This window comes from Larkinella humicola (assembly GCF_008727875.1).
Lineage (GTDB): Bacteria > Bacteroidota > Bacteroidia > Cytophagales > Spirosomataceae > Larkinella > Larkinella humicola.
On the sequence record NZ_VTWS01000001.1, the window covers coordinates 397755 to 413143 of the forward strand.

General features: G+C 53.7%; 13 protein-coding genes. 11 read left to right on the forward strand and 2 right to left on the reverse strand.

Annotated elements, in window-relative coordinates:
• Positions 1-14: 14 nt before the first annotated feature.
• Together F0P93_RS01780 and F0P93_RS01785 are read left to right on the forward strand one after the other, a co-directional pair.
• A complete protein-coding gene (locus F0P93_RS01780) occupies positions 15-1208 on the forward strand; it encodes an enolase C-terminal domain-like protein (protein ID WP_150874662.1) in 1194 nt (397 codons plus the stop codon).
• 180 nt (positions 1209-1388) lie between these two features.
• Positions 1389-2183, forward strand: coding sequence for an SDR family NAD(P)-dependent oxidoreductase (locus tag F0P93_RS01785; protein WP_150874663.1), 795 nt, complete (start codon positions 1389-1391; stop codon positions 2181-2183).
• On the opposite strand, the gene F0P93_RS01790 is transcribed toward F0P93_RS01785, so the two are convergent.
• Together F0P93_RS01790 and F0P93_RS01795 are read right to left on the reverse strand one after the other, a co-directional pair.
• Positions 2165-2455 carry a PIN domain-containing protein gene (locus tag F0P93_RS01790; RefSeq protein ID WP_191908707.1) on the reverse strand — a complete coding sequence of 97 codons (291 nt, stop codon included), beginning with the start codon at positions 2453-2455 and terminating at the stop codon, positions 2165-2167. The two genes, F0P93_RS01785 and F0P93_RS01790, sit on opposite strands and share 19 nt — an antisense overlap.
• A 167-nt stretch (positions 2456-2622) precedes the next feature.
• Positions 2623-2853, reverse strand: a complete 231-nt coding sequence (locus F0P93_RS01795; protein WP_150874665.1) for a hypothetical protein — start codon at positions 2851-2853, stop codon at positions 2623-2625.
• Between the two features lie 18 nt (positions 2854-2871).
• Here F0P93_RS01795 and F0P93_RS01800 point away from each other — a divergent pair, with 18 nt between their 5' ends.
• The 9 genes from F0P93_RS01800 (at position 2872) to F0P93_RS01840 (ending at position 15360) form a co-directional block, all read left to right on the forward strand.
• Entirely contained in the window at positions 2872-5751 is a 2880-nt protein-coding gene (locus F0P93_RS01800; RefSeq protein ID WP_150874666.1) for a glycoside hydrolase family 2 protein, read from the forward strand.
• Positions 5752-5753: 2 nt separating this feature from the next.
• On the forward strand, positions 5754-7010 hold the full coding sequence (locus F0P93_RS01805) for a spinster family MFS transporter (RefSeq protein WP_150874667.1): 1257 nt from the start codon (positions 5754-5756) through the stop codon (positions 7008-7010).
• Positions 7007-7858: a LamG domain-containing protein gene (locus tag F0P93_RS01810; RefSeq protein ID WP_225309332.1), complete on the forward strand. Its 852-nt coding sequence runs from the start codon at positions 7007-7009 to the stop codon at positions 7856-7858. The genes F0P93_RS01805 and F0P93_RS01810 overlap by 4 nt, the downstream gene beginning before the upstream one ends.
• Positions 7859-7899: 41 nt before the next feature.
• Complete coding sequence (locus tag F0P93_RS01815; protein ID WP_150874668.1) at positions 7900-8613, forward strand: RraA family protein; 714 nt, start codon at positions 7900-7902, stop codon at positions 8611-8613.
• 512 nt (positions 8614-9125) lie between these two features.
• Entirely contained in the window at positions 9126-12320 is a 3195-nt protein-coding gene (locus tag F0P93_RS01820; RefSeq protein WP_191908708.1) for a histidine kinase dimerization/phosphoacceptor domain -containing protein, read from the forward strand.
• A gap of 5 nt (positions 12321-12325) precedes the next feature.
• Positions 12326-13066: a LytR/AlgR family response regulator transcription factor gene (locus F0P93_RS01825; protein ID WP_150874670.1), complete on the forward strand. Its 741-nt coding sequence runs from the start codon at positions 12326-12328 to the stop codon at positions 13064-13066.
• 205 nt (positions 13067-13271) lie between these two features.
• Entirely contained in the window at positions 13272-13469 is a 198-nt protein-coding gene (locus F0P93_RS01830; protein ID WP_150874671.1) for a hypothetical protein, read from the forward strand.
• 32 nt (positions 13470-13501) lie between these two features.
• Positions 13502-14167, forward strand: a complete 666-nt coding sequence (locus F0P93_RS01835; protein WP_150874672.1) for a peroxiredoxin — start codon at positions 13502-13504, stop codon at positions 14165-14167.
• A 50-nt stretch (positions 14168-14217) separates the two neighbouring features.
• Positions 14218-15360, forward strand: coding sequence for an NAD(P)/FAD-dependent oxidoreductase (locus F0P93_RS01840; RefSeq protein ID WP_150874673.1), 1143 nt, complete (start codon positions 14218-14220; stop codon positions 15358-15360).
• The last annotated feature ends 29 nt before the right edge of the window (positions 15361-15389 follow it).

The following is a 15389-nucleotide window of genomic DNA, read 5'->3' on the forward strand; positions in this document are numbered from 1 at the left end:
ATCAAAAAACAAGCATGAAAATCATTGACCTGCGAACCCGCTGCGTGGCCATTCCACTCAACGCCCAGCTTCGCCACAATACCGGCGTTCATCCCGGTTATTTTCTCCGGACGATTGTCGAAGTTATCACTGACGAAGGCATTGTCGGACTGGGTGAAGTGGGCGGGGGAGACCAGCGGGGCGCTTTGCAAAAGCTGAAACCGCGCATCATCGGGCTCGATCCGTTTCAACTGGAAATTATGAAGTTGAAAGTACTGCGGAGTATTTATTACCTGTCCAATGCCCGCCTGTATGCCGCCCTCGAAATGGCCTGTCTCGACATTCAGGGCAAAGTGCTGGGTCGCCCGATGAGCGATTTGCTGGGCGGCCGCATCCGCGACGAAGTGCCCTTTATTGCGTATCTGTTCTGGCGGTATGACCGGCCGGGCGATGGCAAGCACGACGAAACCGCCGAGGATCTGGCCGACTATTGCCAGGAACTGCACGAAACACTGGGCGTCAAGGCGATGAAGCTCAAGGCGGGAGTGATGGCTCCCAAAGAGGAGGTTCGGGTTTTGGAACTCTGCCGCAGGCAATTGGGCGACGATTTCGGCTTGCGAATCGATCCGAACGGCTTGTGGTCGGTGCAAACCGCCGTGCAGATGGGCCGCCGGATGGAAGACCTGAACCTCGAATATTTTGAAGATCCATCGTGGGGACTGGAAGGCAATGCCGCCGTCCGCAAGCAGATTCACATTCCGGTGGCAACGAACATGTATCCTGCCAAATTTGACGACCTCGCCCCGGCAATCCGGATGGGTTCGGTGGACATTGTGCTGACCGACCTGCATTATTGGGAAGGGCCGCGCGGGGTGAAAGACCTGGCTGCGGTTTGCAACACCTTCAATTTGGGCGTTGCTATGCATTCCGGGGCGGAGTTCGGTGTTGAACTGGCGGCCATGATACATACCGCTTCGACCATTCCGACCATGAATTTTGCCGGTGATGCCCACTACCATTACCTCACTGACGACATCATTGAAGGCGGTTTGATGAAATACGAAAACGGTTGCATCAAGGTGCCGACCGGGCCGGGGCTAGGCGTCTCGCTCGATGAGGACAAGATGAAACATTACGAAAAATACTACGAAGAGAAAGGCGATTACTACGCCCGTTTTCACCAGGATCCGTATCGTCCGGATTGGTTTCCGACGGTGGGAGGAATGTGAAAGGAAGTGGGGATAGTAAATATTGAACATCGAATAGCGCATTCTGCCCCTAAATCCCCTGAAGGGGACTTGGACGCAGAAACCTCAGGTGCCAAAAGTCCCCTTCAGGGGATCCAGGGGCAGAATGCGATGATGTCAAAAATAATAACGACTAGCGAACAACATTAATAGAAATGCTGAATGAGGAGATTGACGGGTAAAAAAGCCCTGGTGACGGGGGCGTCGGGCGGTATTGGAAAGGCCATTGCGCTGCGGCTGGCGGAGGAAGGGTGTGAGGTGGTGATTCACTTTCACGAAAACCGGGCCGACGCCGAAACCGTTGCCGACGCGATCCGGCAGAAGGGCAGTGTTGCTCATGTGCTGCAGGCCGATTTGCAGCAAACCGCTCAGGCCATCCGCCTGGGCGAACAGGCGTGGGAACTGGCGGGGTCGCTGGATGTGCTGGTCAACAACGCGGGGGTTTCGTATAAAAAGCACTTTCTGGACGTAACGGAAGCTGATTTTGAGCAGTTCAACGCGGTCAATTTCAAAAGCACCACCTTCCTGACCCAATCGGTGGCCCAAAACATGGTGAAGCTGGGTGTTGCGGGAAGCATCTGGACGATTACATCAGTCAACGGCATCCGGCCCGGTTTGGGGCTGAGTCTCTACGGCGCAACCAAGGGGGCGCTCGAAACCCTGATGAAAGGCGTTGCGATGGAACTGGCTCCGCACCAGATTCGGGTGAATACGCTCGCCATCGGGGCCATTCAGACCGGCATCAACCGGGCGGTCTGGGAAAATCCGGCCCTGCTTCAGGAAGTCAGTCAGGGGATTCCGGCCGGGCGACTGGGGCAGGCCGATGAGGTGGCGGCAGTGCTGGTCGATCTGGTGGCGTCGGGCAGTTACATGACCGGTTCAACGATCACGCTTGACGGCGGTTTGCTGCTGATGCGCGGATACGGAAAACCGGGGCCTTATGAAGCCGGAAAATGAGCGTGAAACACCTCGACGGTGTCGATTAATGTAGCGCCTTCGCTTGCGCAGGGAATTTGAAAATCAGAATCGTAAGAAGCTAAGTAATGGATACCCGCAGTCAGGCAATGTGCCAAAATAATGGCATCATTCGGAAGCAAATTGTATGTTTTCATCAAACGGATCACAGTCGAAGAAGAAGGCTCGGGATTATTAACTTGCTCAAACAAGCTAAGCAGTCCAAGCGGTTCGTTCTGAATCACAATTTCAGGAATCCGTTTATTTTCTTTCAAGGTGCGTGGAGATTTTGTACCGTGATGCCCCAGAAAGTAGTAGATGTATTCCGTAAGAACAATGCTATTGTAATAAAGTGGAAGACTTTAAATGAACATCTCTTCCAGCAGTACGGTCTTTTGATCTTTGATGTATTCTATCAAAATCGAAGATTCGACAAATATTTTCATTCCTGCGTATACATTTCGTCTTCAAAATCAGGGCCGGGCTCCCATTTTGGTAAGGTACCTCTGTATTTGCGAAGAATTTCCAGCTTTTCTTCTTTCGTAAGTTCCGGTTTTGGAATCGATTCTTTCTTCAAAACAATCACCTCGACCTCCTGCTCCCGATACGATGGGGGCATCGGCAACGCCAGCGTATCGTCGGTAACTCTTTGTACAAATTTGAGTGCTTCCATGACCTTAGCTTTTTAACAATGAAAGATAATCCGATTTATTTGTTCTTCCTACTCACAACACTGCTGACGGTCGGTTCGGTTTCGGCCCAGCCGGGATTGACACCGTCGGATGACAAAAGCCCGAAACTCTGGAGTCCGTACCGCATTACCCCCCGCACCGGAGCGCAGCACGTCGACTTGTCGGGGAGCGGCTGGGAATTGTCGCACACCGATGCTCCCGTAGCGGATTTGAAGACGCCCCGGAAAGACCCGTTCCCGACTACCGTCCCTAATTCGGTTCACTGGGCGTATTTCAAAGCCGGAAAATTACCGCATCCCTATTACCACAAGAACTCGACGCAATACCGCTGGCTGGAGGAAAAAGTCTGGTATTACCGGAAAACCGTAAACCTCCCGGCATCTGCGCAGGGGTCGTTGCTCTTTCTGTGCTTCGATGGTGTCGATTATTTCTCGAAAGTCTGGGTAAACGATAGCCTGGTGGGGGTTCACGAGGGCATGTTTGGCGGACCTTCGGTTGAAATCAGCCGTCTGGTCAGGTGGGGTCAGGCGAATGAGATTACGGTGGAAGTGCGCGCCGGAAACTGGGGCAACAAGGCCACGGATTACGAAAATCTGCCCCGAACCTCGACCGGCGACTACGATTTTTCCAAACGAACCGGCTTCAACCCGCGGGCCAGTGGCCGGATCATCAAACCCTGGGTAATCTCGGGTGGTTCGGGGGGAGAAGCGTTCTTCAGCGTGGGCATGTGGCAGGGGGCGCGTCTGGAGATTGTGCCGCCGATTCACCTGGAGCGACCCTATCTGACCACCAAAACCGTGACGAACGGGAAAGCCGAGTTACACCTTTCGGGCGAAGTGTTTGCCAACCGCCATTCACTCCAGCAGCAACTGCACCCCTGGAACAACACGCAGTTGAACCATCCCAACGAAAAAGGGACGGTTTTTAGCCCGGTCAACGAGAAACTGAGCCTGCTGGTCGAACTGATCTCGGCCCAAAACACGGTTTTGTCCAAAGAATTCCCGCTCAGCGTGTATGAAGGGCGCAACTGGTTTGAACACGACCTGACCCTGCCCAACCCCAAACTCTGGCAGCCGAATGGCCTGGGAGAACCGAACCGGTACACGGTGAAAGTAACCCTGAAACGGGCCGGGAAAACCGCCGATGTCCTGCAATTCGACTACGGGATTCGCACCATCGACCGGGTCGCCACCGCCGGGCCGCGCATTGCCGACCGCTGGGAAAACTGGCAGTTTGTGGTCAACGGCCGGAAGATTTTTGTCAAAGGGATGAATTTTACTCCCCAGGACATTCTGCTTGATTTGCCGAAAGAACGCTACCGCTGGACGCTCGAAGCAGCGAAAAAAATGGGCGTGCAACTGATCCGCATCTGGGGCGGTGGTCTGCTCGAAACCGACGCCTTCTACGACATCTGCAACGAACTGGGCATCATGGTCTGGCAGGATTTTCCGATCGGCAACCAGGACACGCCCGATTTTCCGCAGGACATCTGGGAAGCGCAGGTCGTTCAGAACATCACCCGTTTGCGCAATCACCCCTCGCTGGTGATCTGGTGCGGGGGCAACGAATTCAATCCGTATTCGTCCGGCAATGCGAAGTCCATCGGGATTCTGGAACGCAACCTGGATATTTTTGACAAATCGCGGCTGTTTGTGCGCACCACGCCCGATGACGGCTCCATGCATGCCTATCCCGACATGGACCCAACCTGGTATAACCGCAGTTACCAGTTCGAACCCTGGGTGTCGGAAACCGGGATGCACAGCATTCCCGAAGCGAGTTTGTTCTACGAAACGGTTGATAACAAGGAGTTTACGGGACTGGGCAACATGTGGGACAAAAGTTTTGGGGCTGCTCACCCGGAATTTATCCACCATTTTACGGAATACGGCCCCGGTCGTGTTCCCCGGATGTTAAGCCGGGCGTCGCACGTTGCCGACATGGCCGACCCCACCATTGAAACCATTGCGGAGGCATCCCAAATCGGGGCAGGGGAGTTTTACCAGATTCTGTCGGAAAAAATGCAGGGCAATTACCCCGTCACGGCGGGGCTGATGCCGTGGGTTTTCAAACGTCACTGGCCCGTGATTGCCATTCAGATGCTGGACTGGTTCGGGAATGCCGGAGCGCCGTATTACTTCCTGAAACGAACCTACGAACCCACCCACGTGGCCATCGACCTGCCGCGACTGCTCTGGAAACCGGGGGAACGCCTGGCGCTTCCTGTGAAGATAACGAATTCAGTACCAACGGGAATCGCCGGTGCGAAAGTAAGCATTCGGGTGTTCGACGACACGTTTAAAGCCCTCTGGCAACAGGAGAAGTCGGTGAACGTCGGCGCAGGCACTTCGGTGAGCGAGGTGAACGGTGGCAGTTACACCATTCCTGCCGACTACCGCGACCGGTTTCTGTTGGTTCTCATTGAACTGCGCGATGCCGGTGGAAAGCTGCTGTCCCGTTCGTTTTATTTCCCCCGCAGCCTTTCGATGCTGGAAGAAGACGGTTTTTATCAGAAATACGTCAGCACCCCCATTCCGTGGCCGACGCTGGAAAAAGGGCCGTTTCTGAAGGCTACCGTTGCTAAAACCGCTACGTCGCTGACCTCGGCGGTTGTATCAAGCGAACCGCTCGGGAAAGACCAGAGCCGCCTTCGGGTCCGAATCCGCAATACCGGAATCGTCCCGGCTTTTATGACCAAAGTCGACATTGCCGGCACCAAACGGGCCATCGTCGCGTCGGACAATTACAACTGGCTGGCCCCCGGTGAAACGCAGGAACTGACGCTCGATGTGCTCTGGCGGGAACCCGAAACCCGCAAGAATGCCACCCTGTCGGTCAGTGCCTGGAATGCCCCAACGATCACCGCTAAACTTCCCTGAAGATGACCGAACCCGCCCCCGTTGTAACGCAAAAACCGGCCGGTTTTCGCTGGGAGTTGCTGACGGTGCTCTGGCTGGCGTTTTTTCTGAACCAGGCCGACCGGCAGATTTTCAGCGTCGTGCTACCCCTCATCCGCCAGGACCTCGGCCTGACCGATGCCGAGCTGGGCCTGATTGCTTCTGCGCTGGTCTGGACCTACGGACTGCTGGTTCCCATCGCCGGTTTTGTCGGCGACCGGTTTTCGCGCCGGAACATTCTTGGATTTTGCCTGCTGTTCTGGTCGTGTGCAACCCTGCTGACGGGCTTCTGTGCCACGGTTCTGCAATTCATTCTGCTGCGGGGCATTGCCACGGGCGGGGGCGAAGCGTTTTATGCGCCTTCGGCCAACGCCCTTCTCGGCGAAAAATACCGGGAAAGCCGATCTTTTGCCCTGTCGATTCACCAGACGGCGGTGTATTTCGGGATTATTCTGAGCGGTATCATTGCCGGGTACATCGGGGAGCAATACGGCTGGCAGAAGGCGTTTTACCTCTTCGGCGGTTTGGGGATTTTGCTGGCGGTGGTGTTCTTTATCCGGATTCCGAAAGACACGCCCGTTCTGAAAACCGACTCGCAAAAACCGCTGCTGGCCGAAATCGGCGAAACCGCCCGCATTGTGATTCGAAAACCGACCGTCATCATGCTGACGCTGGGCTTTGGCTGCATGGTTTTTGTCAACGTTGGCTACCTGACCTGGATGCCTTCCTTTCTGGTCGACAAGTTCGGGATGAGCCTGACCGATGCCGGTTTTTCAGCCCTGTTCTACCACCACCTCGGAGCTTTTCTGGGCGTGTTGTCGGGCGCCAGAATTTCCGATCATTTCGCGAAAACCAACCCGCGCAGCCGCCTGGTCGTTCAGGCGCTGGGCCTGTTGCTGGGGGCGCCATTTATCTACTGGATCAGCATGAGCCAGACGCAAACCATGACCTATGTCGCCCTGTTTCTGTTTGGTATTTTTCGGGGCTGGTACGATTCCAACATTGTCGCTTCGCTGTATGAGGTGGTGTCGCCCAAAATCCGTTCGTCGGCTTACGGGTTGATGCTGGCCTGTGCCTTCCTGATTGGTGCTTCGGCACCCTACCTGCTTGGCGTTCTGAAACCCACGCTGGGCCTCACGCTGGGTCTTGCCAGTCTTTCGGGGGTTTACGTGCTGGGAAGCCTGTTTATCGGCAGCGGAGCGATCTGGTTTTTTGACAAAGACCGCGAACCAGCCGAATGAACCGACGAACTTTTTTAACGCAAACCACCCTGCTCAGCGGTATGATGATGATGCCTTCCCGTAAAGCCTCGCCACCGGATCAATCCCTTGTCTCGGTTCCGAATTTGCTGTGCCTTTGGGATTTTTCGGAGAAACAGCCTTTGCTCTCCAAAGGGAAATATGCCTACCGGTTGCAGGAGCCAACCGGGCCGGTGCTGATCGTGAAAGGCGGTATTTTGTCGGGCTATTCCCTGGATATCAGGGAACACGAATACCTGACAATTCCCCGCGCCGACTGTTCCGGCCTGAATATTCACGGCAAAAACTCCCAGGTGACGGTGCTGGCCTGGGTGAAACGCCAACCCAAAAGCAACCACAACGCCGAATGTGAAGCCATTGCCGGTCTGTGGAATGAAACCCGGAAAATGCGGCAGTACTGCCTGTTTCTGAACATCCGGCTGCACCAGAGTGCAGACCAGGTGTGCGGGCACATTTCGGGCGTGGGCGGGCCGACCCCCGGCGAAAAGTGGTGCGTCGATGTGTCCATCGGCCAGACGCCCGTGCCGTTTGATGCGTGGACGTTTGTGGCCATGACGTACGACAGCCGGGAAATCCGGTCGTACCGCAACGGCCAGTTCGACGCGCGGCCCGACCGAAATCCGTATCCGTATGCCGAAGGTATTTTCGACGGGGGCGAAACCGGCTCCGACTTCACGGTGGGGGCCGTCCACCGGTTGGGGGCCATCGGCAACGATTTTGTCGGACAATTGGGCGGTTTGGCGGTTTTCGACCGGGCGTTGTCCGCCGGAGAAATTCAGCAGATTCATCAAAATCATCCGCTGCCGAACCCGGTCGGGAACGGCGGTTAACAACAATAAACCGAGTATAAACTCACTAACTACGTAGCATAATGGAAGTAATGACAAATTCGTATCCTGTTCGGCAAGTGGATGTTAACTATGACTGGCAGGAAATCCAGAGTCGGTATCTCACGCTGTATACGGGCCTGGTTTCGGACGCCCTCGAACACCTCGGGTATCACAAACAATGCATGGCCAGCGGAGTATATCCGCTGACCCACACCATGAAAGTGGCCGGCCCGGCGTTTACAGCCCACGGGGTGGCCACGCCCAGCCGGGACACGAAAGTCCACGACATCCGGCTTGGCATGTTCAAAAGCATGAAACCGGGGATTGTCCAGATCCGCGATACGCAGGGCGACACTTCCTGCGGGCATTTTGGCGAAATCTCGGCCACGGCAGCGGCTGCCCACGGCTGCGTCGGGGCAGTTATCGACGGTTCCACGCGGGATTCCAACTACCTGATCGACATGGACTTTCCGACGTTCTGCCGGTTTCGGAATCCGGTCGAAGCTTTCGGGCGGTTTATGGTGGTGGATTACCAGATTCCCATTTTTGTGAAGGGAATGGATGGGTTGCTGAAAGTGAACCCCGGCGATTACATTTTTGGCGACAACGACGGTGTGGTGGTGGTACCGTCCGACCTGACGATTCCGGTTTTGGAACTGGCCGAAGCGTGGTTTGCCAGTGAATCCCGCAGCCGGGAAGCCATGGCAACCGGGCGTGATCCCTTCGACGTCTACAAAGAATTCGGGCGGTTCTAAAAAGAAGAGTTGGGTCTGAGCCGGTGACGTTTTATTGATTCATACAAAATAATTGCCTGATTGAATGTTTATCAGCCCACCGCTTTAGCTGTGGGTAGATGGAAATAAACCCGAAGCATGACGGAACCGTTTTAACGGATTCATCGTCCCGCAAACCGTTACAACGGTTTTGTTGGAAGGGAGTACTTTTCGCTATCCCCACCGCTAAAGCAGTGGGCTGATAAGCCCAATACGAATCCGGCGGTTAGGTTGCTGGTTGCCCCCGCCCCCTAAAGGGGGAGCTTGGAGCGCGGGTAACTCAACTCCCCCTTTAGGGGCGGGGGGGCAAGGCTGGGGGCAAATGCGGTTGAGGAGCAACCAGTGATGGTTCTAAGGTAACATTAGCGAAATAATTGTTGCGCTTTATGAACATCTATCGTATCTAGCCTGCGGTTTTAAGACCCTTTAAAATGACCCGGTTCGTTCGGCTCCTCAAGCGAAACCTCTTTTCTTGTTGTTTTCGCGGCCTCCTGATGCTGGCTTTCGGGATCACCGGTCATTTCGTACTGGCGCAAAGCAAATTTACACCAGCGCCTTCGGACTACACCATTACCAAGCGGTTGCTTTCCATTGAAAATGGCCTGGCTTCTCACGAGGTGTTTTGCGGGCTACAGGATGCCGCCGGTTTTCTGTGGTTTGGCACCCGCAACGGCTTGAACCGCTACGATGGGAAAGACTGTCTGCTCTTTACCCGGCAACGGAATAAACTGCAGGATAATAAAGTGGTGCAACTAGCAAAAGATGATGCTAATCACCTGTTCATTGCCTACAGCAGTACGGGTTTTCAGCTCACCACCAATGGGAAAGTGGATGTGATGGATGCCACGACGCAGGAAGTTAAAACACTGAAGGCGGCTTTTCCCAACCTGCCGTTTCAAGAGCAGGATGTCTACTGGATCGCCAATGACGGCACTGATGAAGTCAGTTTTTTAACAGCCTTTCCGTTCCGGTATTGGAAATACTCTTCCAAACGGGGGTTTCGGCTTCGTTACGAACTGAAAAGCTGGAATCAAACCCAGTCAGCCGTTAACCCCCGCGTCACCGGGCCTTTTTGCGTTTTCGGAAACGGGAGTGCCCTGCTGAAATTAACCAACCAGGACCCCCAGTATCTGATCACGAACGATACGGTTTTTGCCTTTACGCAAAAGGATGTGTTGCGATCATTACCCCTGGGTTTTACGCGCCAAAACGAACTGCTTGTTACTTACAACACCAAAACCGAGGTGGATCGTTTTGCCGTTGGCAGGCTGACCCAGAAAGGCCGGTTTGAATCCGTCGGTGATCTGCATAAATACCACCTGAATGCGGTAAAAGACCAATACTGGTATCAGATTGTGGTCGCAACCAATGCCCTTTCTTCCATTTTGTACATCAGTACGGATGCGCTTTACCTGTGGAGGGAAGATGCTTTTTTGAAAGTGATTTCTAAATCGGACTGGAAGGGATTTGAGAATCTGTTTATCTACGGGCTTTTTCCGGACAATCTGGGCAATCTCTGGCTCTGTACTTCCCTCGGGGTTCTGCAACTGGCGATCGAAAAGAACCGGTTCGAGCCGTATTTTTCCATCAGTCAGCAATCCCTCCAGCCTAACAGCCAGGCCCGGGGAATCTATGCGGATGATACCGGCCCGATCGTTGCCAATATCTGGACGCACACCTTCAGTCAGCAGGGTGGAAAACTACAGGCGGTTTCCGATGAGGAAATTAAATACGCGATTGTTAAACACGATTCGGCACTCTACGTCGGCGGTTATAACCTGTTTCGGTACGATGCAGCGAAAAATACGATCAGGGCCTCTCCGGGCGGGCAGGGGTCGGAAATCTGGTCGATGTTTTCGTTGAACGACAGCCTGTTGCTTCTGGGACGAACCACCGGTTTGTCGGTGTTCAATTCCCGTACCCGCCAGTTTGATTCGCTTTCCCTGGCGACTCCCAACACGCCCGAAGCCAAATTTGTGTACCGGTTTTTCAAAGACAAAACCGGTACCGTCTGGGCTGTGGCCGAGAATGGGTTGTATAAACTGACGATTGACGAACGACGATTAACCATTGACCGCCGACCATCGCCAATCGTCAATGGTCAATCGTCAATGGTCAATCGTCAATGGTCAATCGTCAAAATTCAATCCACTTTTCTCAATGGTTTGAGTTTGCTGGATGCCTACCGGGATGCCGACGGGATTTTCTGGCTGGCCACCAACGGCGAAGGGTTATACCGCTGGGATCCCAAAACCAACGCGATCCGGCAGTTCAATATCACCGCCGGTTTTCCGTCCGATGTGTTGTACCGGATTGAACCCGACGAATTTGATCACCTCTGGATCAGTTCAGACTACGGCCTGATCCGCTTTCACCGGAAGTCGTTTTCCGTCAATACCTACACGACCGTCGACGGCATTACGCACAATGAGTTCAACCGAACCTCTTCGTTCCGATCCAGCGACGGTCGGCTCTTTTTTGGAGGCATCGACGGGGTCAATGCGTTTTACCCCCGGGATTTCAGAGCTGATACCACGACGCTTCAGGTGCCGTTGCGAATCATTGCGTTTAACCAGTTTGTAAGTTCACAAAATGAGCTAGTCAACAAAACCACCGAGTTGCTGAATACGTCACACATCACGCTGAAACCCAACGACCGGTTTTTTACCCTGGAATTTCAGCTGCTGGATTTTACCAAAGAGGCAGCGCACCGGTATGCGTATAAAATCGAAGGCATTGACAAGAATTGGAATTACATTACGGAGAATTCCATCCGCATCAGTGGGCTGCCCTACGGCGATTTTACCCTGCACATCAAGGGCCAAAACGGGGAGGGAGCCTGGAGTAAAAGTGAATTGATCCTTCCCCTGACCGTTTTAAAGCCGTTTTATTGGCAATGGTGGTTTATTTCCGGAGCCATCCTGCTGTTTCTTCTGGCGGTTTCCGTCTTCATTCGTTTCAGAGTAAAACAACTGGCGGCCGACAAAAAGAAGCTGGAGCAAATGGTAAACGAACGGACTGTCCAGTTGAAGCGCTCCCTGTCCGAACAGTCGGATTTGTTGCTGGAAAAGGATGTGCTGATGAAGGAAATTCACCACCGGGTCAAGAATAACTTACAGGTTATTTCGGGCTTGCTGGAACTACAGAGCAAGAGCTTGACGGATGAAACCGCAAAAGATGCCTTACGGGATGGACAAAACCGGGTCCGCAGCATTGCGCTGATTCACCAGAACCTGTACCAGTTCGAAAACCTCAGTAGCATTGATCTGAAACGATTTATCAATGACCTTTGTAGGCAGGTTCAGAGCGTCTTTCAAAAACAAAAACCGGTTACCATTCGGATTGCCGTGCCGGATTTGCACCTGGATATCGATTCCGCCGTTCCGCTGGGGTTGATTCTGAATGAACTGTTGTCCAATTCATTTAAATATGCTTTTTCGGAAGGAGCCGCCGGTGAAATTCAACTGGAGATTCGTTCGCTCACCGAGGGGAGATACCAATTGCGGTACGCCGATGATGGCCCCGGCCTGCCGCCCGGTTTCGATCTGGCCCGGGCGTCGACGCTGGGTCTGCAACTGGTCAATGACCTGAGCCGGCAAATTGGCGGAAGTGTGCAGTATGCAATGAAAAACGGGGCTGCTTTTACCATTTACTTTACCAACCGCGATCAGCGGAAAAACGAAGACTAAAGGTCATGGCCGTTTTAAAAATAGGCGTTGTGGAGGATGAACTGGTGATTGCCCGGACAATTCTGAATACCCTCGACGAGCTGGGGTATTCGCACTGCGGCCCTGCCATCACCTACACCGAAGCCCTGGAAATGCTTGAACACGACAAGCCGGATCTGGTTTTGCTCGACATCCAGTTGGCCGGCCGGAAAGACGGGATCGATGTGGCGCAGAAGCTTAATGAAGCTGATCCGGTTCCGTTCATTTTTTTAACGGCCAACAGCGATGCCGATACGATTGACCGGGCCAAAAAGGTAAAACCGCATGCGTACATTGTAAAACCGTTTACGAAAGAAGAACTGTTTGCTGCCATTGAAATCGCCTTCAGCAACTTTACCGGGAAACAGACGGGTGGAAAGCCCGCTTCGCTAGCCACGTCCTCCACCCGAAATTTCATGTTTGTGAAGGACGGGTATGTGTTCAGGAAGGTGTTTTTTAAAGAACTTCTCTACCTGGAGAGCGACGCCAATTATGTAACTCTGCACCTGGCCTCCCAAAAGAAAGTCATGGTTCGTTCTACCATTCATGATTTTTTGGAACAGTTGGAGCCCGGCCTGTTCATCCGCATCCACCGGTGTTACGCCGTAAACATCAACCACATCGAGGATATTTTTCCAACAGAAATGGCCTTGCAAGGCGTTAAGATTCCCATCGGGAAATCCTACCGGGAAGAGCTTTTCAAAGCGTTGGGCCTACCTGAATCCTGATTGTATACATTGACCAGGAACACGGATTAAACAGATGGAACGGATTTGCGCAGATTACGATCGGTGTTGATCTGTTCAATCCGTCTAATCCGTGTTCCTATCGTCACAGACTTCCTCCCCAAGTTCCCTGCATTCATCCCTGAAAAGCCACATTCGTCCCTTTTAGTTGGTCATTCGCCCAAACGGTAACAGTTTTGGTTCCGTTATGGGATTGCTCGATCTGGACAAAATCATCATCAAACGGACTATTCTGGGGATTCGCTGCAGCAACTGTGGTGGTAATCTGGTGCTTTCTCCCAAACGATCCATCGCCGGGCGGTTTATCAAGCTGGTATCCCTGGGAACCCTAACGCCCAAAAGTTATAAATGCGAACAGTGCCAAAAACGATACATGCTGCTCTAAACATTTTACAAACCCTCCAAAAATCAAACACCATGAGTCTCAGATTAGGTGACATTGCTCCTGATTTCCAGGCGGAAACAACCCAGGGAACCCTGAATTTTCATGATTGGATCGGCGACGGCTGGGCCATTCTCTTTTCCCACCCGAAAGATTTTACCCCGGTTTGCACCACTGAGTTGGGGTACATGGCCAAACTGGCTTCCGATTTCGAACAACGCAACTGCAAAGTGCTTGGCCTCAGCGTCGATCCGGTCGAGAACCACCTGAAATGGAAAGCCGACATTGAAGAAACGCAACACTATCCGGTCAACTACCCGATGATCGGCGACACCGACCTGGCCATCGCCAAACTGTATGACATGCTGCCGGCCGATGAGCCCGGAACGTCTGAAGGCCGGACGGCGGCTACCAACCACACCGTCCGGACGGTTTTTATCGTGGGGCCCGACAAGAAAATCAAACTGCACCTGACCTACCCGATGACCACCGGGCGCAACTTCCACGAAATCCTGCGTGTGCTGGATTCCATGCAACTGACGGCGGCTCATAAAGTAGCGACGCCGGTCAACTGGCAGAATGGCGACGATGTGATCATTGTGCCGGCTGTTTCGGATGCGGAGGCCAGAGAAAAATACCCGAACGGCTGGAAAACCGTCAAACCGTACCTGCGCATCGTGGCTCAACCAGGCCAAAACTAAGGTTCGCATCAAGGCGATTTCCAATCAAACCGATCACTTAAAATCGTACCATGAAATTACGTGTACTGGTACTCGGAGCAGGCTTTGGTGGCCTGGAACTCAGCACCATTCTTTCGGAATCCCTCGGAACAGAGCTGGATCTGACGTTGATCGATCAACACGATTCCTTTTTCTTCGGTTTTTCCAAACTGGATGTGATGTTTGGGCGAAAACCGGCGGATGCGGTCAAGATTCCATACCGTCATCTGGTCAAACCGGGTGTGCGTTTCCGGCAGGAAACCATCACGGCGATTGATCCGGTTGCCAAAAAGGTTACCACCCAAAATGCCACCTACGACGCGGATGTGCTGGTGGTTGCCCTGGGGGCCAACTACGACCTGGCGGCCACGCCGGGGCTGGCAGAAGGCGGGAATGAATATTATTCTTTTGCCGGGGCCGAAACGTTGCGGAACGTGATTCCGCAGTTTACCCGTGGTCATGCCATCGTCGGCGTATGTGGGGCACCGTTCAAGTGTCCGCCCGCCCCGAGCGAAGCGGCTTTGATGCTGCATGATTACCTGCTCAAACGCGGGGTACGGGACGCTTGCACCATCAGCATCGTCATGCCGTTTGGCTCACCCATTCCGCCGTCGCCCGATACGTCGAAAGCCTTGCTCCGCGCGTTTGAAGAACGGCACATCCAGTTCATTCCCCAGCGGAAAGTTCGTTCGCTCGACCCGTCGCGTCAGGTCGTCATGCTGGACGATGGCACTGAAATGCCGTACAATTTATTCCTCGGGATTCCCAAACACGTGGCTCCGGAGGTGGTACTGGAAAGCGGTCTGGCCGAAAACGGGTGGATTCCGGTCACTAAAACGGATCTGATCACCCGGTTTCCCGGCGTGTATGCCATCGGCGATGTCACCAGCGTCGGAACCCCCAAAGCCGGGGTTTTTGCGGAAGGGGCGGCCAAAATTGCGGCCGCTTCCATCATTGCCTCGTTTCGGGGGAACAACAACGCGTCCGTTTATACGGGTGCAGGTTCCTGTTACATCGAATTTGGCGAAGGCCGGGTTGGCCGGGTGGATGTCGATTTTTTTTCGGGACCCAAACCCCACGGGATTCACCACGAACCCTCCGAAATGCTGGTCGTCGACAAGGACCATTTTGGCTCCAGCCGAAAAGCCCGCTGGTTCGGGATTCCGACCCGTTAACACAGAATCATTACTCACCCCTGAACACG